20 protein-coding genes are annotated in these 23,955 nt (G+C 70.6%); 12 read left to right on the top strand and 8 right to left on the bottom strand.

What is annotated here, in order from left to right; all coding sequences use genetic code 11:
• Positions 1-45 precede the first annotated feature (45 nt).
• From BSB02_RS37080 to BSB02_RS37070, 3 genes are read left to right on the top strand one after another with little or no spacing between them, the layout of a single operon-like run.
• Positions 46-1,182, top strand: coding sequence for a S8 family serine peptidase (locus BSB02_RS37080; protein ID WP_158088856.1), 1,137 nt, complete (start codon positions 46-48; stop codon positions 1,180-1,182).
• Positions 1,183-1,213: 31 nt separating this feature from the next.
• Positions 1,214-1,597 carry a Zn-ribbon domain-containing OB-fold protein gene (locus BSB02_RS37075; protein WP_084965684.1) on the top strand — a complete coding sequence of 128 codons (384 nt, stop codon included), beginning with the start codon at positions 1,214-1,216 and terminating at the stop codon, positions 1,595-1,597.
• Positions 1,594-2,781 carry a lipid-transfer protein gene (locus tag BSB02_RS37070; RefSeq protein ID WP_084965683.1) on the top strand — a complete coding sequence of 396 codons (1,188 nt, stop codon included), beginning with the start codon at positions 1,594-1,596 and terminating at the stop codon, positions 2,779-2,781. The genes BSB02_RS37075 and BSB02_RS37070 overlap by 4 nt, the downstream gene beginning before the upstream one ends.
• A 73-nt stretch (positions 2,782-2,854) precedes the next feature.
• On the opposite strand, the gene BSB02_RS37065 is transcribed toward BSB02_RS37070, so the two are convergent.
• The 5 genes from BSB02_RS37065 to BSB02_RS37045 all read right to left on the bottom strand — a co-directional run bounded on the left by BSB02_RS37065 (position 2,855) and on the right by BSB02_RS37045 (position 8,480).
• Entirely contained in the window at positions 2,855-3,871 is a 1,017-nt protein-coding gene (locus BSB02_RS37065; RefSeq protein ID WP_084965682.1) for an ABC transporter ATP-binding protein, read from the bottom strand.
• Positions 3,855-4,859 (bottom strand): ABC transporter ATP-binding protein, encoded by a 1,005-nt coding sequence (locus tag BSB02_RS37060; protein ID WP_084965681.1) that lies wholly within the window; start codon positions 4,857-4,859, stop codon positions 3,855-3,857. Before BSB02_RS37060 ends, BSB02_RS37065 begins: the two co-directional genes overlap by 17 nt.
• Before the next feature lie 10 nt (positions 4,860-4,869).
• Positions 4,870-5,793, bottom strand: coding sequence for an ABC transporter permease (locus BSB02_RS37055; RefSeq protein WP_084965680.1), 924 nt, complete (start codon positions 5,791-5,793; stop codon positions 4,870-4,872).
• Positions 5,786-6,730 carry an ABC transporter permease gene (locus tag BSB02_RS37050; RefSeq protein ID WP_084965679.1) on the bottom strand — a complete coding sequence of 315 codons (945 nt, stop codon included), beginning with the start codon at positions 6,728-6,730 and terminating at the stop codon, positions 5,786-5,788. The genes BSB02_RS37055 and BSB02_RS37050 overlap by 8 nt, the downstream gene beginning before the upstream one ends.
• A 97-nt stretch (positions 6,731-6,827) precedes the next feature.
• Positions 6,828-8,480 (bottom strand): peptide ABC transporter substrate-binding protein, encoded by a 1,653-nt coding sequence (locus tag BSB02_RS37045; RefSeq protein WP_084965678.1) that lies wholly within the window; start codon positions 8,478-8,480, stop codon positions 6,828-6,830.
• A 465-nt stretch (positions 8,481-8,945) separates the two neighbouring features.
• Here BSB02_RS37045 and BSB02_RS37040 point away from each other — a divergent pair, with 465 nt between their 5' ends.
• The 4 genes from BSB02_RS37040 to BSB02_RS40940 all read left to right on the top strand — a co-directional run bounded on the left by BSB02_RS37040 (position 8,946) and on the right by BSB02_RS40940 (position 11,517).
• Positions 8,946-9,860 (top strand): ABC transporter permease, encoded by a 915-nt coding sequence (locus BSB02_RS37040; protein WP_084965677.1) that lies wholly within the window; start codon positions 8,946-8,948, stop codon positions 9,858-9,860.
• Positions 9,853-10,677 carry an ABC transporter ATP-binding protein gene (locus tag BSB02_RS37035; RefSeq protein ID WP_420855911.1) on the top strand — a complete coding sequence of 275 codons (825 nt, stop codon included), beginning with the start codon at positions 9,853-9,855 and terminating at the stop codon, positions 10,675-10,677. The genes BSB02_RS37040 and BSB02_RS37035 overlap by 8 nt, the downstream gene beginning before the upstream one ends.
• A 63-nt stretch (positions 10,678-10,740) precedes the next feature.
• A complete protein-coding gene (locus BSB02_RS37030) occupies positions 10,741-11,271 on the top strand; it encodes a YbhB/YbcL family Raf kinase inhibitor-like protein (RefSeq protein ID WP_084965676.1) in 531 nt (176 codons plus the stop codon).
• A gap of 90 nt (positions 11,272-11,361) precedes the next feature.
• On the top strand, positions 11,362-11,517 hold the full coding sequence (locus BSB02_RS40940; RefSeq protein ID WP_169729475.1) for a hypothetical protein: 156 nt from the start codon (positions 11,362-11,364) through the stop codon (positions 11,515-11,517).
• Between the two features lie 885 nt (positions 11,518-12,402).
• Here BSB02_RS40940 and BSB02_RS41770 read toward each other — a convergent pair.
• Positions 12,403-13,488 carry a hypothetical protein gene (locus tag BSB02_RS41770; protein ID WP_206185095.1) on the bottom strand — a complete coding sequence of 362 codons (1,086 nt, stop codon included), beginning with the start codon at positions 13,486-13,488 and terminating at the stop codon, positions 12,403-12,405.
• A 417-nt stretch (positions 13,489-13,905) separates the two neighbouring features.
• Entirely contained in the window at positions 13,906-15,213 is a 1,308-nt protein-coding gene (locus BSB02_RS37015) for a KamA family radical SAM protein (protein WP_420855910.1), read from the bottom strand.
• A 186-nt stretch (positions 15,214-15,399) separates the two neighbouring features.
• Between BSB02_RS37015 and BSB02_RS37010 the strand changes: the two genes are divergently transcribed.
• The 5 genes from BSB02_RS37010 to BSB02_RS36990 all read left to right on the top strand — a co-directional run bounded on the left by BSB02_RS37010 (position 15,400) and on the right by BSB02_RS36990 (position 22,487).
• On the top strand, positions 15,400-15,951 hold the full coding sequence (locus BSB02_RS37010) for a DUF1707 SHOCT-like domain-containing protein (protein WP_084965673.1): 552 nt from the start codon (positions 15,400-15,402) through the stop codon (positions 15,949-15,951).
• Positions 15,952-16,061: 110 nt separating this feature from the next.
• Positions 16,062-17,054, top strand: coding sequence for a phosphate acyltransferase PlsX (gene plsX, locus BSB02_RS37005; protein WP_240507000.1), 993 nt, complete (start codon positions 16,062-16,064; stop codon positions 17,052-17,054).
• A gap of 24 nt (positions 17,055-17,078) precedes the next feature.
• Positions 17,079-19,355, top strand: a complete 2,277-nt coding sequence (locus BSB02_RS37000) for an HAD-IC family P-type ATPase (protein WP_084965671.1) — start codon at positions 17,079-17,081, stop codon at positions 19,353-19,355.
• Positions 19,352-21,073, top strand: a complete 1,722-nt coding sequence (argS, locus tag BSB02_RS36995) for an arginine--tRNA ligase (RefSeq protein WP_084965670.1) — start codon at positions 19,352-19,354, stop codon at positions 21,071-21,073. Before BSB02_RS37000 ends, argS begins: the two co-directional genes overlap by 4 nt.
• A 136-nt stretch (positions 21,074-21,209) precedes the next feature.
• On the top strand, positions 21,210-22,487 hold the full coding sequence (locus BSB02_RS36990) for a hypothetical protein (RefSeq protein WP_084965669.1): 1,278 nt from the start codon (positions 21,210-21,212) through the stop codon (positions 22,485-22,487).
• On the opposite strand, the gene BSB02_RS36985 is transcribed toward BSB02_RS36990, so the two are convergent.
• On the bottom strand, positions 22,484-22,864 hold the full coding sequence (locus BSB02_RS36985; protein WP_084965668.1) for a cell division protein SepF: 381 nt from the start codon (positions 22,862-22,864) through the stop codon (positions 22,484-22,486). The two genes, BSB02_RS36990 and BSB02_RS36985, sit on opposite strands and share 4 nt — an antisense overlap.
• Positions 22,865-23,955: the final 1,091 nt, after the last annotated feature.

Below are 23,955 nucleotides of genomic sequence, written 5' to 3'. Positions count from 1 at the left end.
AAAGCGCCCCGTCGGGTGTCGCGGTCCGTGTCAGAATTCGCGGACGTGTCCCCCCTCCCCATCGTCGTGCTCTGGGCGCTCGTGGCGGGTGCCACGCCGCCGGGCACGCTGACACCGGCCGCCGACGACGTCGACGACGTCGACCGCGTCGACAAAGTGGCCGCCACCGTACGAGCCAGGCAGTGGCACCTCGGCGCGCTGCGCCTGCCGGAGGCCTGGCGCCTGTCCAAGGGCGAGGGCGTGCTCGTGGCCGTCCTCGACACCGGCGTCGACCGCCGCCACCCCGACCTGCGCGGCGCCGTCATCCACGGCCCCGACCTCACCGGCTCCCGCCGCGGCCGCTCGGGCCACCACGGCACCGCGATGGCCAGCCTCATCGCCGGGCGCGGGCACGGCGAGGACGGCAGGCACGGGGTCATGGGCGTGGCCCCGCGCGCCAGGATCCTGTCGGTCAAGGTCACGCTGGACAGCGGCGACCCGGTGCGCGAGCTGCTCAGCGCCCGCTCCGGCGAAGCGCAGGCGCTGGCCAGGGGCATCCGCTACGCCGTCGACAGCGGCGCGGACGTCATCAACATGTCCCTCGGCGGGGGCAGCGGCACGTGGCGGGGCTCGCCGGCGGAGCTGGAGGCCGTGCGGTACGCCCTCGACCGCGGCGCGGTGCTCGTCGCCTCCTCGGGCAACGACGGCCAGTCCACCAACCGGCGCACCTACCCGGCCGCCTACCCGGGGGTGATCGCCGTCGGCGCGGTGGACCGGGCGCTGCGCGTGCCGGCCTTCTCCAACCGCCAGGACTACCTGTCCGTGGTCGCGCCCGGCACGCGGATCGTCGGCGCCGACGGGTCCTCCTCGTACGTGATCGGCGACGGCACCAGTCCCGCGGCGGCCATGGTGGCGGGCGTCGCGGCGCTGATCAAGGCGCGCCACCCCGGGCTGACCCCGCAGCAGGTACGCGGCGCGATCGAGCGCGGGACGCGCAAGAGGCCCGCCGCGGGGCACAGCCGGGCTTACGGGCACGGCGTGGTCGACGCGCTCAAGGCGCTGAAGGAGGCCGAGAGGATCGCCCACGCCCGGCCGGCGCGGCTGCCGCTCGCCAAGCAGCCCCCGTACTCCCGCCTGCCGGTGATCGTGGCCATGGTGCTGCTGGCCGCGGTCATGTCGGCGCGGGTGCTCGCCCGGCGGTGACTCAAGCAAGCGCTTGTGTGATACTGCTCGGGTGTGGTTCACGATCGAGGGCGACCGGGCCTGGCTGCTGGGCGCCCGGTGCCCGGCGTGCGGCACCGTGTGCTTCCCGCCCAAGGCCGGGCCGTGCCCCAACCCGCGCTGCCCGGCCGAGGCGCTGGAGGAGACCCGGCTGTCCAGGCGGGGGCGGGTGTGGTCCTACACCAACTCGTGCTACCCGCCGCCCGAGCCGTTCGTGGCGGCCCGGCCGTACACGCCGGTCACGCTGGCGGCGGTCGAGCTGGAGGAGGAGGGCATCGTGGTGCTGGGCCAGGTCAAGGACCTGACGGTCGGCGAGCTCGCGGTCGGGATGGAGCTGGAGCTCACCCACGGCGCCCTGGCCGACGGCCGGCCGGTGTGGATGTGGGGCAAGCCATGAGCCACCCCATCATCCTCGGGGTCGGCATGCACCCCTGGGGGAAGTGGGGGCGGCCGTTCGTGGAGTACGGCGTGGCGGCGGCGAGGGCGGCCCTGCGCGACGCCGGGATCGACTGGACCGACGTGCAGTTCCTCGTCGGCGCCGACACCATCAGGAACGGCTATCCCGGCTTCGTGGCGGGCGCGACGTTCGCCCAGGCCCTCGGCTGGACCGGGGCGCGCATCGCCTCCTGCTACGCCGCCTGCGCCTCGGGCGCGCAGGCCCTCGACATCGCCCGCGCCCGCATCCTCGCGGGACTGTGCGACGTGGCGCTGGTGGTCGGGGCCGACGCCGCGCCCAAGGGGTTCTTCAAGCCGGTCGGCGGCGACCGCCCCGACGACCCCGACTGGCTGCGCTTCCGCCTGCTCGGCGCGACCAACCCGGCCTACTTCGCGCTGTACGCCCGCCGCCGCATGGCCCTGTACGGCACGACTCCCGAGGACTTCGCCGCCGTCAAGGTCAAGAACGCGCGTGCCGGAGCCCTCAACCCCAACGCCCGCTACCGCAAGGAGGTCACCGCCGAGGAGGTGCTGGCCTCGCCCATGGTGGCCGACCCGCTGCGCCTGATGGACATCTGCGCCACCTCCGACGGCGGCGCGGCGGTCGTGCTGGCCTCGGAGTCCTACGCGCGGCGGCTGGGCGTCACGCGGCCGGTGCGCGTCGCCGCCGTCTCCACGGTCACCCCCACCTTCCCCAACACCGTCCTGGAGCTGCCCGCCTTCGCCACCGACTCCACCGCCGCCGTGCCGCCGCCCGAGCGTCCCTTCCGCGCCGCCGTCGCCCACGCCGCCTACGAGGAGGCCGGGCTGGGCCCGGGCGACCTGTCCTTCGCCGAGGTGTACGACCTGTCGACGGCCCTGGAGCTGGACTGGGTCGAGGACATCGGGCTGTGCGCGCCGGGCGAGGCCGACCGGCTCCTGCGCGAGGGCCGCACGGCGCTCGGCGGGCGCGTCCCGGTCAACCCCTCCGGCGGCCTGGCCTCCTTCGGGGAGGCGATCCCGGCGCAGGCCATCGCCCAGGTCTGCGAGCTGACCTGGCAGCTGCGCGGCGCGGCGGGCCCGCGCCAGGTGCCGGGCGCGCGCGTGGGCCTGGCCGTCAACCAGGGCCTGTTCGGCCACGGCTCGGCGGTCATCGCCGTCCGCTGAGGCCGTCCGCTGAGGCCGCCCGCCGTCGTCGCCGTCCGCTGAGCCCCTGGCCCGCAGGCCGGGCCGTACGGCCTCAGCGGACGCGGACCACGTCGTACGGCTGGGCGAAATGGCAGGCCGACTCGTGCGCCACGCCCGGCCGCTGCTGCAACGGCGGCTCCTCCCGGGCGCAGACCTCCTGCGCCCGCCAGCACCGGGTGCGGAAGCGGCACCCCGAGGGCGGGTTGGCCGGCGAGGGCGGGTCGCCGGGCAGGACGATGCGCCGGCGCCGCTCGCGCCCCTCGGGATCCGGCACGGGCACCGCCGACAGCAGCGCCTGGGTGTAGGGGTGCGCGGGCCGCTCGTAGATCGCGATGTCGGACCCCATCTCCACGATCTTGCCCAGGTACATGACCGCGACCCGGTCGGAGATGTGCCGCACCACGGACAGGTCGTGGGCGATGAAGACGTAGGCCAGCCCGAACTCCCGCTGCAGCCGCTCCAGCAGGTTGACGACCTGCGCCTGGATCGACACGTCCAGCGCGGAGACCGGCTCGTCGCACACCATGATCTCCGGCTTGAGCGCCAGGCCGCGCGCGATGCCGATGCGCTGGCGCTGGCCGCCGGAGAACTGGTGCGGGTAGCGGTTGACGTGGTCGGGGTTGAGGCCGACCACCTCCAGCAGCTCCTGCACCCGGCGGCGCCGGTCCCCCTTCGGCGCGACGTCGGGGTGGATGTCGAACGGCTCGCCCACGATGTCGCCCACGGTCATGCGGGGGTTCAGCGAGGTGTAGGGGTCCTGCATGACCAGCTGGATGTTGCGGCGCATGCGCTTGAGCTCGGCGCCCCTGGCGTGGGCGATGTCGCGGCCGCGGATCCTGACGCTGCCCGAGGTGGGCCGCTCCAGCGCCAGCAGCAGCCTGGCCAGCGTGGACTTGCCGCAGCCGGACTCCCCCACGATGCCCAGCGTCTCGCCCTTGCGCAGGTCGAAGGAGACGCCGTCGACGGCCTTGATGAGCCCCACCTGCCGCCTGAACACCGCGCCCCGGGTCAGCGGGAAGTGCTTGACCAGATCGCGGACCTCCAGGATCGGCTCACCGACGGCCGGCATCCAGGACCTCCCTCCAGTAGTGGCAGGCGCTGCCGCGCGTCCAGCCGACCTGGTACAGCGGCGGGACGTCGCTCGCGCACGCCGCCCTCCGGTAGGGGCAGCGCGGGTGGAACGCGCAGCCGCCGGGCAGGTCCAGCGGGCTGGGCGGCATGCCGGCGATGGCGTGCAGCTCGCGGCCCTTGAGGTCCACCCGGGGGATGGACTCCAGCAGGCCCCTGGTGTAGGGGTGCGCCGGGGACCGGTACAGGTCGTGGACCGGCGCGTGCTCGACGATGCGCCCGCCGTACATCACCGCGATCCGATCGGCGACGTCGGCCACGACGCCCAGGTCGTGGGTGATGAGGATGAGGGCCATGCCGCTCTCGCGGCGCAGCTCGGCGAGCAGCTCCATGATCTGCGCCTGCACGGTCACGTCCAGGGCCGTGGTCGGCTCGTCGGCGATCAGCAGCTCGGGGTCGAGCGCGATCGCCATGGCGATCATGATGCGCTGCCGCATGCCGCCGGAGAACTGGTGGGGGTAGTCGTTCACGCGCTCCCTGGCGGCCGGGATGCGGACGCGGTCCATCAGCTCGACGGCCTTCTTCATGGCGTCGCGCTTGCTCATGCCCCGGTGGACGCGGAACATCTCGCTGATCTGCCAGCCCACCGTGAAGACGGGGTTGAGCGCGGACAGCGCGTCCTGGAAGATCATCGCGATGCCCTCGCCGCGGATCCGGGTCCGCGCCTCCTCCGACAGCTGGAGCAGGTCCGTGCCCTTGAAGCGGATCTGCCCGCCCGTGACGGCCGCGGGCGGCGTGTCCAGGATGCCCATGACGGCCTGGGCCGTCACGGACTTGCCCGAGCCCGACTCGCCCAGTACGGCCAGCGTCTCGCCGGCGTTCAGCGAGTAGCTCACGCCGTTGACGGCCTTCACCACGCCCGCCCTCGTGCGGAACTCCACGTGCAGGTCGTCCACCGCCAGCAGCGGCGTCTCGGTCGCGGTCCTCACTCCGGTCCCCCTACCTGAGCTTCGGGTCCAGCGCGTCGCGTACGGCGTCGCCCAGCATGATGAAGGCCAGCACGGTCACGCTGAGGAACAGCGCGGGGAACACCAGCGGCAGCGGGGCGTACTGGAACCGGTCGCGCGCCTCGGCGATCATGAGCCCCCACGAGATGTCCGGCGAGCGCACGCCCACGCCCAGGAACGACAGCGCCGCCTCGGCCGCGATGAACCCGCCGAGGTTGATGGTCGAGATGACGATCACCGGGGCCAGCGCGTTGGGCAGCAGGTGCCTGGTCATGATCCGCCACGGCCCCGCGCCCAGCGCCCGCGCCGCGGTGACGAAGTCCTGGCTCATGGCCGTGATGACGGCCGCGCGCATGATGCGGAAGGCCATCGGCCAGCCCAGGATCGTCAGCGCGAACACCACCAGCAGGATGCTGTCGACCTCGCTGTCGCGGAAGGTGGAGGCGATCAGCAGCGCGCCCAGGATGGCGGGGATCGCGAAGAAGATCTCGGTCACGCGCGACAGCACGGCGTCGGCCCACCGGCTGTGGAATGCCGCGAGCAGGCCGAGCAGGCCGCCGATCACCGCCGTGGCCAGGGTGGTCAGCATCCCGATGACGATCGAGTTGCGCGCGCCGTACACCGTCCGCGCGAACAGGTCGCAGCCCTGGTTGTCCCGCCCGAACGGGTGCCCCGGCGTGGGCGTCTGCCGGGCCAGCCGCAGCTCGCAGGTGCGGGCGTCGAACGGATCGATCGAGGTGAACAGCGACGGCCAGGCCGCCATGAGGAGCAGCACGCCGATGAGGATCACCGAGGCGACGAACATCGGCCGGCGGCGCAGGTCGTGCCAGGCGTCCGCCCACAGGCCCGCGGGCCGGCCGCGCCGCTTCTTGTGCCGGCCGCCCGCCCGGCGGCGGGCCAGCGTGCCGCTACTCATAGCGGATCCTCGGGTCCAGGACGGCGTACAGCATGTCGACGATCAGGTTGCACACGATGTAGACCAGCACGAGCAGGGTGACGACGCCGACCACGACGGGCTGCTGCCGCTCGTAGACGCCGCGGAACAGCAGGTTGCCCAGGCCGGGCAGGTTGAAGATGCCCTCGGTGATCACCGCGCCGCCCATGAGCGTGCCGACGTCCGCGCCGAGGTAGGTCACGACCGGGATCAGCGCGTTGCGCAGGGCGTGCCTGGTGATGACGCGGCCGCGGGGCATGCCCTTGGCGACGGCCGTGCGGATGTAGTCGGCCCTGAGCACCTCGGCGAGGCTGGTGCGGGCCAGGCGGGCCAGGTAGGCGATGCTCAGCCCGGCCAGCACGAAGGCGGGCAGGATGTAGCCGCGCAGGCCGTCGCCGACGCCGGAGACGGGGAAGACGTCCAGGCCGGTCCACTGCTTGAGCTTCACGCCCAGCACCAGCTGCAGGACGAAGCCGGTGACCAGGGTCGGCACCGACACCAGCACCAGGGTGGCGGCCAGGATCATGGTGTCGACGGCCTTGCCGCGCCGCAGCGCCGCCCACACGCCCAGGCCCACGCCGACGACCGCCTCGATGGCCAGCGCCATGAGCGTCAGGCGCAGCGTCACCTGGAACGTGCTCGCCAGCAGGTCGGCGACCGGCACCCCCTGGTAGGTGCTGCCGAGGTCGGCGCGGAACAGCACCCCGCCGATGTAGTGCCAGTACTGCACCAGCAGGGGCTCGTCCAGGTGGTACTGCTCGGTCAGCACCTCGACCACGCTGGGGGACGGGCGCCGGTCGCCGCCCAGCGACACGATGGGGTCGCCGGGCAGGGCGAAGACGATGAGGAAGATCAGCAGAGTGGAGCCGAGCAGGACAGGAACCGCCTGGAGCAGGCGCCTGATCGCATAGCGGCCCATGGGTGCCTCCGGTACGTGCCTGGAGGCAGCCCCGGGTGCGCGGCTGCCTCCAAGTCGGGGACCGGCCGGGGAGGGGGTGGCCCGGCCGGTGACGACATCAGGCCGCGTCGGCCTTCTCGACCTTGGCCCACACGACCTGGTCGAGCATGTTGAGCTCGACGTTCCTGATCCGCGTGGAGTGGCCCCAGTTGATCCGGTGGAAGAAGACCGGCACGTACGGCATGTCCTTCAGCAGCAGGTCGTCGGCCTGCTGGTAGAACTTGATGGCCTGCGCGGGGGTCCTGGCCTCGTTGCCCTTGTTGATCAGCTCGTCGAACTGGTCGTTGGTCCAGCCGGAGTAGTTGGAGCCGCCCTTGGCCGCGGCCTTGCCGAACATCGGGGTCAGGTAGTTCTCCATCGAGGGGTAGTCATACAGCCAGGCGATGCGGAAGGCGCCCTTGTACTCGTGCTTCTCCAGCGCGGTCAGGATGACGCCGAACTTCTCCTCCGGCTTCAGCTGGACCTGGATGCCGAGGTTGGCCCGCAGGTTGTTCGCGACCGCCTCCATCCACTCCTTGTGGCCGCCGTCGGCGTTGTAGCCCAGGTCGATCCGGGGCGGGCCGCCCGCCTGGGCGTAGAGCTCCTTGGCCTTGGCCGGGTCGTAGCTGCACGCCTCGGTGCAGGCGCCGGGGCGGTAGCCGTCCACGGCGGGGCTGATGAAGTCGTCGGCGGGCGAGCGGGCGCCGCTGAAGACCTGCTCGGCGATGGTCTTGCGGTCGATCGCCATCGAGATGGCCTTGCGCACCTCGGGCTTGGCGAAGGCGGGGTTGGCGGTGATCGGGAAGCCGATGTAGCTGATCAGCGACGTCGGGTCGTCGTGGTAGCGGTCGCCCAGCGCCGTCTGGGCGCTGATCAGCTGGGAGGACGGGATGGAGTCGTGGACGTCGATGTTCTCGGCCTGCAGGTCGTTGTAGGCCGTCTCGGCGGCGCTCTGGCCGCTGTAGATCCTGAACTCCAGCTGCTTCCAGTTCTTCGGCTTGTCGCCCTTGAAGCCCTCGTAGACCGACAGGTCGATCACCTGGTCGGTGCCCTTGCGGTAGGGCTTGTCCATCTTGAACAGGCCCATGCCGATCGGCTGCTGCATGTACTTCTGGGTGATCTTGCCGTTGGAGTCGAACGCCTTGGCGGGCAGCGGGTAGAAGGCGGTGTAGCCGAGCATCAGCCGGAACTGGGAGTTGGGCCGGGTCAGCCGCACCCGGATGGTGAGGTCGTCGACGGCCTCCAGGCCCTTCATCGTCTTCGCTGCCGGCTGGGCGCCCTCCTCCGAGGGGTTGACGTCCTCGAAGCCTTCGACCATCTGGAAGAAGTGCGCCGCGCTCGCCGCGTTGGGCTTGTAGGCGGCCCAGTTCCATGCGTCGACGTAGTTCTGCGCCGTCAGGGGCTCGCCGTCGTGCCACGTCCAGCCCTGGTTGAGCTTGATCGTCCAGGTCTTGTTGTCGTCGCTGGCGACCGACTCGGCGACGTTGGGCTCCGCCTGCCTGTCCTTGGTGTACTTCACCAGCGGCTCGAACAGGGCGCCGAGCACCTCCGCGCCCTCCGCTTCGGTCGTCAGGCCGGGGACGAGCTGGTTCTTGGGCTCGCCGATCTCCATGCGGACGGGGGTGTCGCCCCCTTCGCCGCCGCCGGCGGGCGCGCCGCTGCCGCACGCGGCGACCGTGAGGGCGAGCAGCGCCGTTCCGGCGACAAGCCATGCGCCCTTGGTGACACGCATTGCGAAGATTCCTCCCTCTGGGGTGGGCGTAGGCACCGAGCCGCGGTCAGCCGAGCGGCCTGCCGGGAGGTCTCACGTCGGTTGCCGGCCGACCCTCCCTGGATTCCGGCCGACCTGATCAGCCGGCCGACGCCCTGCCAGTCGATCCGCGACTATCCCTCACTCCTTGCCACCGGACAGTCTCCGGCGCGTTGCAGTTCGGTCACACGTCTGGTTTGCCCGCATCTTACTCATCAGCCGCCCTTGGCCCTCGTTCATCAACAGATCGGCAAATCTAGGCACAAAACGGGTAGGACCTCGGCGCCGCCGATGAAAAATACCTCAGCTCGGAGGATGCCCCCGCCATGTGTCGGCTACGGTTGACGGAAGCTTGGAACCCGACGCAGGGTGATCACGTCCAACAGTTCGCGGGCGGAAGCCTCGCGCCAGGCATCCCATCGATCCGGATCCAATAGAGTCCATTCCATGAGCCAGCCGGAATCCGCGTTGGCGGGCGGCCGCAGCGGGGAGTCGCTGGCCAAGCTCGCCGAGAGATACGGGCTTCGCCGTGCGATCGCGCGGCCGAGGTTCCCCGTCTACATACGCCAGCTGTGGGAGCGACGGCACTTCATCCTGACGTACGCCACCTCACGCAACGTCTCGAAGTACGCCCACTCCGCCCTCGGCCAGCTCTGGCAGGTCATCACTCCACTGCTCAACGCGGCGATCTACTTCGTCATGTTCGGCGTCATCCTGGGCGGCAGCAAGGACATCCCCAACTACGCCGCGTTCCTCCTGGTCGGGATGTTCGTCTTCACCTACACCCAGCGGTCGGTCACCGCGGGCGCCAAGTCGATCTCGGGCAACCTGTCGCTGATACGCGCCCTGCACTTCCCCCGGGCCGCGTTGCCCCTGGCGTACACCATCCAGGAGCTCCAGCAGCTCGTCATCTCGATGTCCGTACTGCTGGCGATCATCGTCTGGAGCGAGCCGCCCACGATCATGTGGCTGCTCATCCCGGTGGTGCTGGTGCTGCAGACCATGTTCAACGTGGGCGCGAGCCTCGTCATGGCGCGCGTCGGCACCTCGCTGCGGGACATGAACCAGCTCCTGCCGTTCATCATGCGCACCTGGCTGTACGCCTCCGGGGTGTTCTTCTCCATCCAGTACAAGATCGTCGGCGAGCCTGGAGGCGGCGGCGCCCACCTGCCCCAGTGGGTCGCCGACCTCATGTACGCCAACCCGGCCGCCGCCTACATCGAGTTCATGCGCGACATCTTGATCCAGCACCACGAGCCCCGGCCATGGATCTGGCAGGTATGCGTATTCTGGGCGGTGTTCGCACTGCTCTTCGGCTTCTGGTTCTTCTGGCACGCCGAGGAGAAGTACGGCCGTGGCTGAGACGATCAAGGAGCTGGCGCAGGTGAAGGCCGAGGAGCCCATGGCCATGAGGCCTTCGGACGCCCCCACGGGCACCCCGACCGTCATCGTGGACGACCTCCACATCGTCTACCGCGTCTACGCCAAGCCCACCGACCACGAGAAGGGCAACGCCGTCCACGCCCTCGTCCGCCTGCTCAAGCGCCAGGGACGCCCCGAGATGAAGGAGGTCCACGCCATCAAGGGCGTCTCCTTCGTGGCCTACCACGGCGACGCCATCGGCATCGTGGGACGCAACGGCTCCGGCAAGTCCACGCTGATGCGGGCCATCGCCGGGCTGCTCCCGCCGGCCAAGGGCGCCGTCTACACCGACGGCCAGCCCTCCCTGCTCGGCGTCAACGCCGCCCTCATGCGCGACCTCACCGGCGAGCGCAACATCATCCTCGGCTGCTACGCCATGGGCATGACCCCCGCCGAGGTCCGCCAGAAGTACCAGGAGATCGTCGACTTCTCCGGCATCGAGGACTTCGTCAAGCTGCCGATGTCCACCTACTCCTCGGGCATGGGCGCCCGGCTGCGCTTCGCCATCTCCTCGGCCAAGACCCACGACGTCCTCCTCATCGACGAGGCCCTGGCCACCGGCGACCGCGAGTTCAGGAAGAAGAGCCAGCAGCGCATCAAGGAGATCCGCGAGTCCGCCGGAACGGTCTTCCTCGTCTCGCACGACCACAAGGTCATCGAGGAGACCTGCAACCGGGTCATCTGGCTGCACAAGGGCAAGATCAAGATGGACGGCGACCCGGCGGAGGTCATGGCCGCCTACCACAAGGGCAGCTGATCGCCCAGGTGGTAAAGATGGGTGCGTAGGCATCACGCACACGCACCCATCCGGAGGTGAATCGTGTCCGCACGGCCACCGATTCCGTACGACTTCCTGCCGCCCGTCCCGGCCCTGACCGTCGAGAGCGACGACGTCCGCGACGGCGAGCGGCTCCCCGAGGCCCACGTCTTCAACGACTGGGGCATGAAGGGCCAGAACCTCTCGCCCCACCTGCGCTGGTCCGGCGCGCCCGAGGGCACCCGCGGCTACGCGGTCACCTGCTACGACCCCGACGCGCCCACCGGCAGCGGGTTCTGGCACTGGCTGCTGTTCGACCTCCCGGCCGACGTCACCGAGCTGCCCACCGGCTTCGGCACGGCCGAGCCCAAGTTCGGGGTGACCTCGCGCAACGACTTCGGCATCCTCGGGTACGGCGGAGCCGCCCCGCCCCCCGGCTACCCGCACCGCTACCTGTTCGCGGTCCACGCGCTCGGCGTCGATTCCCTGGGCCTGGGCCCCGACACCCCGGCCGCCGTCGTGGGCTTCAACATCACGGCGAACACGCTGGCCAGAGGCTACATCGCGCCCGTCTACGAAACGACGGGGTCCTGAGTGGCGAATGCCTGACAGGGCGATCTGTGTTCCGCTATGATTCGAACGTTAATTCGATCTGAGGAACACATGATGGAGTGGGGGCGCGCGATGCGTGAGCTAGCAGCCGCGATCGACCACCTGGCCATCGAGGACGTGTCCGAGATTCCCAGGGTTCAACTCGCCGAGCAACTCATCGAGCTGCACTGGCAGATGGCCAGACTCCAAGCCCAGATCGCGCGCCGCACCGGCGTTCGCCTTCCCTGACCTGGGCGCACCACATCCGCATGCGAAGAGGCGCCGCTCCGCGAGACGGCGCCTCTTCGCATGTCGTGACGTTGTGGGTGTGGGGTCCTTGTCCGGGGGTGCTGGGTCGTTGGCCAGGGGGTGTAGATCCTTGGCTGGGGTGTGGATCTTTGGCCGAGGGTGCTGATCCTCGGCCGGGTGCGGATCCTTCCCAAGGGCTCGCCTGCACCAAGGGCCGCGGATCCACGGCACCATAGGGGCTTCGCGAGGTGCACCCATCATGGGCAAACGACGGGCAAGCGCCACAGGCCCAGGAAGCCTCCCGGCACTTCAGGCGTGCCTGTCGGCGCCACTGTGGCCTATGAGCCGCACCGAGCCGCGCACCGCCTCCGACGCGCACCTCCTCGCATCAGCCGCGCGACCAGCGATCGCCGACCTACCAGGACCACCGCCACGCAAACGCTCCCGACCGTGTCAGGACCACCGCCACGAGAGTGATGTCTGCCGCGTACCGGAACCGCCGCATGAGTGGCGCCCGCCGTACCGGGTCCACTGCCAGACCAGCGAGGCAGGGCCGTACCACGACCACGCCACGCGAGCGGCCTCCGCCACGCCAGGCCGTCAGGGCAGGGAGGCGGGCTGCGATGCCCGCTCCCCAAGCGGGAGACCGAGCGGGCACCACAAACGCCACCACGCGAGCGACTCCGGTCTCACCACAGCCCCCGCCACAAGCACCCACAGCTACACCAGGCCATCAGCGGCGCGCCCAGCCAGAGCCCTGTGCACACCAGCCCACCGGCCAGAGCCCCACGCTCGACGGTCACCACGCCGTGCAGCACGTCGGCCCATGGCGTCATCCCCGGCGCATCGGCCGCGCCCCGGCCGTCACGCGCCCAGGACAAGCCGTCAGCGGACCGCCACGTCCTTCGGGGCCGTCACATTCTTGGGGGCCGCCTCGCTCTTCGGAGCCGTCTCGTTCTTCGGAGCCGCCTCGTTCTTCGGAGCCGCCTCGTTCTTCGGAGCCGCCTCGTTCTTCGGAGCCGCCTCGTTCTTCGGAGCCGCCTCGTTCTTCGGAGCCGCATCGCTCCCCGACAGCGACCCCGTCAGCTCCTTCGCGACGTCGAGCCCCCGAGCGCTGTGCTCCTGGAGGTTCGGCGAGGCGGCCTCGACGAGCGGGGCGATCTCGTCGACGGACGTCGCCACGACGGCGGACGCCGGGCCGGTCACCCGCGAGGTGTCCACGGGACCGAGCGGACGGCCGATGTGGCCGAGGGTGTCGAGCTTGCCCTTCGGGGTCACGCGCTTGGCGAGGCCGGTCAGCCCGTCGACGGTCTCCGGCGCGATGAGCCCGCCGATGCCCTTTGCGAGACCATCGGTGGCGGCCCCGGTGGGCACGTCCGCGAGGCGGGCAGGGTCGGAGACACCCGCGAGGCGGGCACTGTCGGTGACGTCGGTGACATCGGTGACGTCGGCGCCCGGCTCGAGCTCGGGGACGCCGGGGGTGGCCTTGGCGGGCGAGACGCCCAGGAGGGCGGCCAGCAGGTCGTCGAAGCCCTCCGTGGGCCGGCTGCTGTGCCGCTGCCGCAGGGCCTGGACCGGGTCCATGCCGTTGAGCAGCGGCAGGCGCTTGGCCACGGGCTCGGGGTCACGGGCGAGGGCGCCGGCGACGGCCTGCGGGCCGGAGAGGGACTCGGCGTCGCCGTAGGTCATGCCGCTCATGGCCCCGCTCTCGGCCACGTCGCTCACGACCTCGCCGTCGGCCACGCCGTCCACGGCCTCGGCGCCGGTCGCGCCCCTCACGGCCTCGCCGATGCTCTCCGGCGAGTCGAGCTTCGCGATGCGGTCCTCGGCGGTCTGCCCCGTCAGGTGACCGAGCAGGTCGGCGACCGGGTTGCCCGTCATGATGGTGGGCAGGGCGGGTAGCGGCGGCTGGCCGAACGCCAGCGCGGGCGCGGCCACCGCGGCCGCCAGCCCGAACGTCGTGACGGCCACTGCTGCCGTCCGAATTACACGATTCATCATTTGCCTTTCCCGGCTCGTGATCGAGTCACGTCTGGCTTTTCCAGGCCGCGAATCGAATCCCCCCGAAGCCGGACCGCACGCCGTGGGCACCACACCAAGCGCGCCGTACCGGCCGAGCTACAGAACGCATTTGTATCACCACCGCGAACGGCCCGCCCGGATGGAAAAGCCCGCTGTGGACGGCGTTCCCGGCCGTCCACAGGCCCTGGTCGGCCCGCCGTACCGGTGGCATAAATGGGGAAATCAGCGGCGGGTATTCCGGATATTCCGCCGACGTCTCCCGGGCCGGGAAGGCGCGCCCCCACGGCCCGCGCGGATGGCAAGGAAAAACATCCGTCACGGGCCGGGGGCGCAGATTTTCCGCTGCCGAGAATCCGGCTTGACGCCTCAGGCCGAAAGCCGGGTCTCCTGTGGTGCTTGCTCGAACGGGAATCTGTCGGCGAAGGCGGGCCGCAGGTCGGACAGCCAAGTCGCCTGCGGGTCATAGCGGGCGAAGAACGGCCGGCCCACGAGCGAGGGGTCCCGCGCCTGGATCATGTGGAGGACGAACACCTTCTGCCCGGCCAGCTCCGCCACCCCGTCGACGCACACCTTCCCGGGCGTGGCCGACATGGACGGGCCCCTCACGGTACGGCAGAGCCCCGACACCGAGGCGTAGGCGTCGCGGAACACCTCGTACGCACGCGCCAGCGGGACGGCGAAGTAGTCCTGCGGCCCGGTGTCGCGCTCGACGAACATGTAGTACGGCACCATGCCCATGCCGAGCTGCCGCCGCCACATGGCCGACCAGACCTCGGGGTCGTCGTTGATGGACCTGATGAGCGGCGCCTGGGTCCTGATGACGGCGCCGGTGTCGAGGATGCGCCGGACCGCGGTGGCCACGAGATCGGACTCCAGCTCGCGCAGGTGGGAGAAGTGCGCCATGAACGCCAGGTTCTTGCCCGCGGCCACCGCCTGCTCGAACAGGCGCAGCGTGTCGTCGGCGTCGGGGTCGGTGGTGAAGCGCTGGGGCCAGTAGGCCAGCGACTTGGTGCCGATCCTGATGGACTCGAGCTGCTCCAGCTCCAGGAGGGGCTCGATGTAGCGGCGCAGCACCGGCTCGCCCATGATCATCGGGTCGCCGCCGGTCAGCAGCACGCTGGTGATCTCGGGGTGCTCCTTGACGTACGCCACCAGCTGCGCGACGTCGTCGGAGGCGAACTTGAGGTCGGCGTCGCCCACGAACTGCGCCCAGCGGAAGCAGTACGTGCAGTAGGCATGGCAGGTTTGCCCCTGTTTGGGGAAGAACAGGACTGTTTCTGGATATTTGTGCTGCATGCCGCGCATGGGTTCTCGCCCGATGCGGGGCACGTTGAGGTCCATCTGTCCGGCGGGATGCGGGTTGAGCCGCAGCCGTACGGCGGCGGCGAGGCGCTGGATCTCGTCGTTCGGGGCACCAGTGCGCAGCAGCTCGGCGAGGCGTGTGACGTCGGCCGCGGGCAGCATGTCCGCCTGCGGGAAGACGAGACGGTAGATCGGGTCGTCGGGCGCCGACGACCAGTCGATGAGTTCCTCCACGACGTAGGCGTTGGTCCTGAAGGGCAGCACGGTCGCGACCGCGCGCACCCGCAGGCGCTCCTCCTCGTCGAGCCCCGCACGCTGCAGCAACTCGTCGAGGTGCTTCGAGGTGTACGCCTTGAATCGCCGGGCTCCCACCTGGTTTACGATCACTAGGCCTTTCCCCTCTTTTTTGTCCGACTTGGTGTAAACCTTTGGACCCTATCGCGCGTCTGGGGTCCTTACACGGACGCAACAGAGACCTGTTCTGGTTCCATGGGGACGCAAGTTGCCAGTGAGACTTCAGCCCTCGCGACATATCGCGAATTTGGCTACAGTGATGGCATGTCGGATGATCTGCGCGCTTCGGACGCCGACCGCGACCGCGTGGCCGCGGTGCTCGGCGAGGCACTCGCCACCGGGCGGCTCACCAGCATCGAGCACGCCGACCGGCTGGACGCCGTCTACTCGGCCAAGACCCTCGGCGAGCTCGCCCCCCTGACCAAGGACCTCCCCGACGTCACCGCGACGACCGCGCCCCAGGAGGTCGAACGCCAGACGGTCAACGCCGTGCTCGGCAAGACCATCAGGAAGGGCCGGTGGACCGCCTCCCGCCACACCCGGCTCGCCGCCCGCTTCGGCGCGCTCATCGTCGATCTCAGCGAGGCCGTCCTGCCCGGCCGGGAGATCACCGTCGAGGCGGACGCGGCGTTCAGCAAGCTCATCATCCGGGTGCCCGACGACTGCACCGTGATCGACGAGGGCACCACGCTGATCGGCAAGCGCAACGTCTCCGGCGGCTCGGGAGGCGACGGCCCGGTCATCCGCGTGACGGGACGCGCGATGTTCTCCAAGGTGATCGTGTCGCGCGGCGTCTCCGACTGGAACCTCGCCTGACCGTCCGGCTCCGTCCACAGGGCGGCAAGCGACCGGACCGGTTGTCCACAGCCGTCCCGGCAGGCCGAAGCGGGACGCGGCGCGTCCCATAGCATTCGACTGTGCCCGAAATGATCGCCTTGGATGCGATGGGCGGCGACCACGCACCGCACGAGATCGTCGCGGGAGCCGTCCACGCCGTCCGCGAGCACGGCCTGCGCGTCGTGCTCGTCGGTCCGCCGCGCGTGCTCTACGAGGCGCTGGCCGACCACGACGCGGCCAAGGAGATCCCCATCGTGCGCGCCGAGGAGGCCCTGGCCATGAACGAGGGCGCCCTGGCCAGCCTCCGCCGCCCCCGGTCGAGCATCGCGATCGCCTGCCATCTGGTACGGCGGGGCGAGGCGGCGGCCGTGGTCTCCGCGGGCTCGACCGCGGGCATCGTGGCCACGTGCCGCCTGCGCCTGAAGAGCCTCCCGGGCGTGATGCGCCCCGCCATCGCCGTCGCCCTCCCCACGCTGCCCAAACCCACGATCCTCCTCGACGCCGGCGCCAACGCCGAGGTCAAGCCCGAGATGCTGGTGCAGTTCGCCCACCTCGGGGCGGCCTACGCGCAGACCGCGTTCGGCATCGACAAGCCGCGCGTCGCCCTGCTCACCATCGGCACCGAGGCGGAGAAAGGCAACAAGGTCGTCAAACGGGCCCACGAGCTGCTCGGCGGCGTGGGCGGCTTCGTGGGCAACGTGGAGGGATACGACCTGCTCACCGGCGTGGCCGACGTCGTCGTCACCGACGGCTTCACCGGCAACGTCGCGCTCAAGACCATGGAGGGCGCCGTCCGCTACGCCTTCGGCGAGCTGCGCGAGACCATCAACACCAGCGCGATGGCCAGGCTCGGCGCGCTGCTGCAGAAGGGCCGCCTGCGCGAGCTCCAGCAGCGTCTCGACGCCGAGGCGTACGGCGGGGCCGTCCTGCTGGGCCTGAGCGGGACGGTGGTCATCGCCCACGGCTCCTCACGAGCCAAGGGCATCACGGCGGCCTGCCGGCTGGCCGCCGACCTGTCGAAGGGAGGGATCGTCGCGAGGATCGGCGAACGGGTGGCCCATAAGTCGCACAGGCTATGGTGAGCACCGTAACGGGGGTATCAGGGTTTGAACGGTCTCACATCCGCGCAAGTCGCCGTCGCCAAGCGCAACGACGTGCCGCGCCGGTCCAGCAGGTCCTTCAGCGCCATCATCAGGGCGAACGTCTTCACGTTCTTCAATCTGGTGATCGGCGTCCTGTGGGTGCTCATCCTGGTCTTCGGCGACTGGCGCGACAGCATGTTCGGCCTGGTGATCGTGGCGAACTCGGCCATCGGCATCGTGCAGGAGTGGCGCGCCAAGCGCACTCTCGACCAGCTCGCCGTGGTCAACGAGGCGCCCGTGCGGGTCCGCAGGGACGGCGTCGAGCGGGAGATCGAGCCGCGCCGCCTGGTCCAGGGCGACCTGGTCTTACTCGGTCCGGGCGACCGGCTGCTGGTCGACGGCGAGGTGGTCGCCTCCGAGGGCCTGGAGATCGACGAGTCGCTGCTGACCGGCGAGTCCGACCCCGTCCACAAGAAGCCGGGCGACGAGGTGCTGTCCGGCAGCTTCGTGGTGGCCGGCTCCGGCGCGTTCGTCGCCACGCGCGTCGGCACCGACGCCTACGCCGTACGGCTGGCCGAGGAGGCGAGCAGGTTCCACCTGGCGCACTCCGACCTGCGCGACGGGGTCGCCAGGTTCATCAAGTACATCACCTGGATCGTCGTCCCGCTCGGCGCGCTGCTGACCTGGAGCCAGCTGCGCAACGACACCGACTTCGCCACCGCCGTCACCGGCGCGGTCGCCGGGATCGTCACCATGATCCCGGAAGGCCTGGTGCTGATGACGTCGATCGCCTTCGCCGTGGGCGTGGTACGGCTGGGCCGCCGCCGGTGCCTGGTCCAGGAGCTGCCCGCCATCGAGGGGCTCGCCCGGGTGAGCGTGCTGTGCGTGGACAAGACCGGCACGCTCACGCAGGGCGGCATGGACCTCGACGAGGTGATCCCGCTGCGCGAGGACCGCCCGGTGCGCGAGGCGCTGGCCGCCCTCGCCAACGTCGACCCTCACCCGAACCCCACCGCCCAGGCCATCCGCGAGCGGTATCCCGGCATGCCCGACGGCTGGCGGGCGCGGCACACCGTCCCGTTCTCCTCCGCGCGCAAGTGGAGCGGCGCCGACTTCGACGGGCACGGCTCCTGGCTGCTCGGCGCGCCCGACGTGCTCCTCGACCCGGACGCCCCCGGCTACGCGCGAGCCCAGGCCATGGCCGCGACCGGCGCCAGGGTGCTGGCGCTGTGCCGCGCGGAAGGCCTGGAGGACGGCCCGCGCGAGGCGGTCGCGCTGGTCACGCTCAAGCAGCGGCTGCGGCCCGACGCGCACGAGACGATGGAGTACTTCGCCAGGCAGGGCGTGTCCGTCAAGGTCATCTCGGGCGACAACCCCGAGGCGGTGTCGGCGATCGCCACGAAGGTCGGCATCCCCGGCGGCGAGAAGGCCGTCGACGCCAGGACACTGCCCGACGACCCCGACAAGCTGGCCGAGGTGCTGGAGGACTACACCGTCTTCGGGCGGGTCACGCCGCAGCAGAAGCGCGCGTTCGTCGGCGCGCTCCAGGCGCGCGGGCACACGGTCGCGATGACCGGCGACGGCGTCAACGACGTGCTCGCGCTCAAGGACGCCGACCTCGGCATCGCGATGGGCGCGGGCAGCCCCGCCACCAAGGCCGTCGCCCAGGTGGTGCTGCTGGACAACGCCTTCTCCACGCTGCCGCACGTGGTCGCCGAGGGCCGCCGGGTGCTGGCCAACATCGAGCGGGTCGCCAACCTGTTCCTCACCAAGACCTTCTACGCCATGGTCATGTCGCTGCTGGTCGGGGTGATCGGGCTGGCCTTCCCGTTCGCGCCGCGCCACTCCACGCTGGTCAACGCCCTGGTCATCGGCATCCCGGCGTTCTTCCTCGCGCTGGCGCCGACCTTCGAGCGGTCCAGGCCGGGCTTCGTGCCGCGGGTGCTGCGCTTCGCCGTACCAGCCGGAGTGATCACCGGCGTCGCCGTGATGGCGACGTTCATGCTGGCCCAGTCCGGATCCACGCTGCGGCAGAGCCAGACGGCGGCGGTCATCACGCTGTTCCTGGCCACGTGGTGGGTGCTGGTGCTGATCGCCCGGCCGCTGACCTGGTGGCGGACCGGCCTGGTGGCGGCCATGGCGGCGCTGTTCGGCCTGTCGCTGTCCATCTCGTTCGTGCGGGAGTTCTTCGCGCTGGAGCCGGGCGACCTCGGCAACGACCTCATCGCGATCGGCGTGGCCGCCGGGGCGGCGGTAATCCTCACGGTCGCGGTCCAGCTCGTCGGTAGGCTTAGGCCATGACCGACCCGCAGATTGTGCTCACCGAGCGCGTCAGCCAGGCGCTGGCGTCCGCGTTCGGTCCCGAGTACGCCGACGCAGACCCGCTGATCCGGCCCTCCCAGTTCGCCGACTTCCAGGCGAACGTCGCGATGAGCCTGGCCAAGCGACTGCGACGCGCCCCGCGGGAGGTCGCCCAGGAGATCGCCGGCCAGCTCGGCGACTTCCCCGGCACGGTCGAGGTCAGCGGCCCCGGCTTCCTCAACATCACCCTCGACGACTCCTGGATCGCCACGGAGGCGTCGGGCATGCTCGCCGACGCGCGGCTCGGCGTCGCCCAGGCCACCCCGCCCCAGCGCGTCGTGGTCGACTACTCCGCGCCCAACGCGGCCAAGGAGATGCACGTCGGCCACCTGCGCTCGACCGTCGTCGGCGACTCGCTGGCCCGCACGCTGGAGCACCTCGGCCACACCGTGATCCGGCAGAACCACATCGGCGACTGGGGCACGCCGTTCGGCATGCTGATCGAGCACCTGCTCGACATCGGCGAGGAGGCCGCGGTCGCGCAGCTGGAGGCCGGCCAGGGCACCGAGTTCTACCAGGCCGCCCGCGCGAAGTTCGACGCCGACGAGTCCTTCCGCGTCCGGTCCCGCAGCCGCGTCACCACGCTGCAGTCCGGCGACCCCGAGACGCTGCGCCTGTGGCACGTCTTCATGGACGCCACGATCCGCTACTTCGAGAAGATCTACGGCGTGCTCGGCGTCACGCTCACCCACGACGACATCGCGGGCGAGAGCATGTACAACCCCATGCTGCAGCAGGTCTGCGACGACCTGGAGGCCGCGGGCCTCGCCGTCGTCAGCGACGGCGCGCTGTGCGTGTTCCCGCCCGGCTTCACCGGCGCCGACGACAGGCCGCTGCCGCTGATCGTCAGGAAGAGCGACGGCGGGTACGGCTACGCCACCACCGACCTGGCCGCGGTCCGCCACCGGGTCGACGACCTCAAGGCCGACAGGGCGCTCTATGTCGTCGGCGGCGACCAGGCGCTGCACTTCCGCATGGTCTTCGCGGCGGCCAGGCAGGCCGGGTGGCTGCCCGACACCGTGAGCTTCGAGCACGTGCAGATCGGCATGGTGCTGGGCAAGGACGGCAAGCGCTTCAAGACCCGCTCCGGGGAGTCGGTCAAGCTGTCGGACCTACTCGACGAGGCGGTCGAGCGGGCCTCGGCGGCCATCGCCGACCGCGGCTACGACGAGGCCACGCGCCGGGAGATCGCCCACGCCGTCGGCATCGGCGCGGTGAAGTACGCCGACCTGTCGGTCAGCCACGACAGCGAGTACGTCTTCGACTTCGACCGGATGATCGCCTTCAACGGCAACACGGGCCCTTACATGCAGTACGCCACGGCCCGCATCCGGTCCATCTTCCGCAAGGCCGAGGCCGACCCCTCGTCCGCGACCGGCCCCATCCGGCCGGACCACCCGGCCGAGCGCGCGCTGGCGCTCCGCCTGCTGGGCTTCGAGTCGGTGGTCCGCCAGGTCGGCGAGCTGTGCGAGCCGCACCGGCTGTGCGCCTACCTGTTCGAGATCGCCAGCCTCTTCAGCACCTTCTACGAGGAGTGCCCGGTGCTCAGGGCCGAGGGCGAGGTCAGGCAGTCGCGCCTCGCCCTGTGCGCCCTCACCCTCCGTGTCCTGGAAACCGGCCTCGACCTCCTCGGCGTCCCGGTTCCCGAGCGCATGTAGAGCCTGACGACGGATCTCGGGCGCGCCTTCCCCGGGTTGGCGCGCCCTGTCGTTAGGCTTTTACGTGCTCATGAACCGAGGGGGAGTTTGCGCATTGAGCACGAACACGACGGCTGGCCCCCACCGCGTCTCGGAAGTGCAGCGTCATGCGGAAGCGCTGCTGGCGCACCTGGCCGCCAGCGGTTGCGCGCCGCCGTCGGAGGCGGGCTTTCCCGACGATCCGAACTCGTGGTTGCCGCCCGCCCTGGAGGCCCTCGTCGCGATCCTCGCCGAGGAGGACCCGCTGGAGCCGCTGTCCCGTGCCGCCCAGCGCGACCAGCAGGCCACGGCCCTCTTCCTCTGCCTCGCGCTGGCCGTCGCCGGGCACGGCACGCGCATCCACGCTTCCTGGCTCGCCACCGCGTTCGGCGAGCTCTCGCTCGACCGCCCGGTCACCCACGGCCAGCGGGCGCTGTGGCTGGCCGCCGCCCGCGGCGCGTACGGCCCGGCCGGCAAGATCTTCGTGCTGCGCAGGCTCGACGCGCTGGCCGTCCACCGGGCGGCCGATCCGGCGGACTGGGTGCGGGCGCTCGTGCCGGGAGAGCCGGGCATCGTGATCCCGCCGTCGCTGGCCGACTATCCGGAGCTGGCTCAGCTCCCCGAGCTCGCCCGTCCCGCCCAGGCGGGGGCGAGGCTGTCCAGGCTGCTCGAACGCTGCGTCGAGATCACGTCGATGAGAGAAGAGGTCGCGGCGCCGCTCACCAACGGCGGCGGGGCGCCCGCGTCGGCCTGGGCCGAGGACGAGCCCCTGGCGGTGCTGCGCTCGCTGATCGGGCTGTCGGGCCCCGCCGGGCCGATGGCCTCGCTGGTCAGCCACCTGCTCGACGACCTGCGGCCGGGGGCGGACCCTCATCTGGCCATCGTCGCCCTGCACGTGGCGGCGCCCGCGCTGAAGCAGGTCGCCAACGATCTGGCCGAGGCCACCCGGACGGATCCGCCCGAGTCTATTGACGTGCCGATGCTGGGCCATCAGATCAGGCTGCGTCCCGAGGGACCGGACGCGAACTGCCTGGAAGCGGCCGAACGGGCGATCGCGCTGGAGGCGTCCGCGGACCGCTCGGCTCCGTGGCCGGCCTGGCTGCTGCTCGCCACGGCGGTCGCGTGCTTGGTCGCGACCGTCGTGACGGGCTGGCTGGCGATACCGGCGCTGCTGTGCGGGGGGTTGGGGGGCTGGCTCCTGTGGCGGCGGCAGAAGGCTGCGGAATCCGCCGCGCGGTACCTTGAGGCGCAACTCGGCGAGCTGCGCGAGCTGGCCGAGGGCGCGGTGTGGGCACTCCACGCCTACGCCCGTGAGGCCGAGGCGCGCGCCATGCAGGCGGCGGAGGACGCCGCCGAGGTCGCGCGGCTGGTACGGCGCGGCCCTCGGGCGGCTTAGGTGGCTTCGACCTCCACATGCGCCGGCGCGAGCAGGAACACCCTGTCGGCGATCCGCTCGATCGTGCCGTCGCACCCATAGGCGAGACCGGCCGCGAAGTCCACCATCCTGGTGGCCTCCGGCATCGGCATGCCCGTCACGTCCATGATGACCGTCTGGCCCTCGCGGAAGTGCTGGCCGATCAACGGCGCGTCGTTGTACTTCGTCGGCTGGAGCATCACGATCCGTGACGGCTCCACGGCGCCCCTCCACCGCTTCGCCGCCCTCTCCGACGCCGACATGTACTCATCCTCGTCGTACTCTTCGTCGTCGTAATAGCGGTCGTCTTGGTCGATACCCAGGCCAAGGTAGCTCGCCACCTTGCGCACTGCCCCCATCGGCTTGTCCTTTCCTTCAGGAACCCACCGTAATTGGCACGCCCCTACACCTTTTGACGGTAACCGACGATCGAAAGTTCGCCATGCGACACGCCCAGCGTTAAATCCATTTTGTACGGCTAGCGTCCCGGTTTCGACTGGATATCCAGCTCCCCCTTCCCAGCTCCCTGCCAGAGTAACGCGGTGACCACCCACATCCCGGAGACCGCCGCACCGACACAGTGGAAGGAATCGGGGACAGGGCTGCCTGGCGTGTCATCCGCAGGCAATGCCTGACATGGTGGCGGGTGGTGGGGGTACCACGAATCGGCACATCATTGGTCACCCAGCGTAACGGTATCGGACAGTGCTGCGCCTGCACTTCTGCCCGGTTCCCTTGGAGGAGTCGTCGGTTGCGGGGAGGCGTGGACGGCTCCGATGGGGTCCGCTCCGCGGATGGGCCGGACACCGAGAAGGGCCACGGGCATGGGCCGACCGAAGAGCAAGGCGCCCATGGGTCAGGCTTCGCCCGGAAGGCACGCCATCCCATGGAGGAGGACTGTCCGGAGGGAGTCCGGCAGGGCGTACGGCATGCCATGGACGCCGAGGTTCTGGTCCTATGACGCAACCGAGGAGCACGGCCCTTCCCGCCGGCGGTAGCGCTTGGGCGCGTAGGAAAGGCCACCCACACCAACCGAGCCGCCCCCTCAACGCAGAAAGGGCCAGCCCGTCCAGGCAACCCCCGCCCGTCCGCCAATGCACAGGAATCCGAACACGGCAACAGGCCCCGACATGACGAAAGCCCAGACATTCCGAGAGGCCACCGCCCACCCGGCGGACCCCTTTCCCTCCGCTGGGCAAGGCCCGCACACAACAAAAAAGGGGCCACCCGGATAATCCGGGCAACCCCCCATAACACAAAGAAAGGAACCAGCCCACCGGGTGGCCCCTCCCCACCGTCTCGAAATCCGTCTCAAAACCCTCGAAAACGACGAGAGGGCCGCCCGGTCTGGGTAGCCCCTCTCACACAGAAAAAAAAGGGGGCCGCCCCCTCCGGGTAGCCCCCCTAACACAAAAAAAAGGGGGCCGCCCCTGCCGGGCAGCCCCCCCTT

It is taken from the genome of Thermoactinospora rubra, from assembly GCF_002093975.1.
Classification (GTDB): Bacteria; Actinomycetota; Actinomycetes; order Streptosporangiales; family Streptosporangiaceae; genus Nonomuraea; species Nonomuraea rubra_A.
This window is presented reverse-complemented; position numbering and strand designations above follow the sequence as displayed.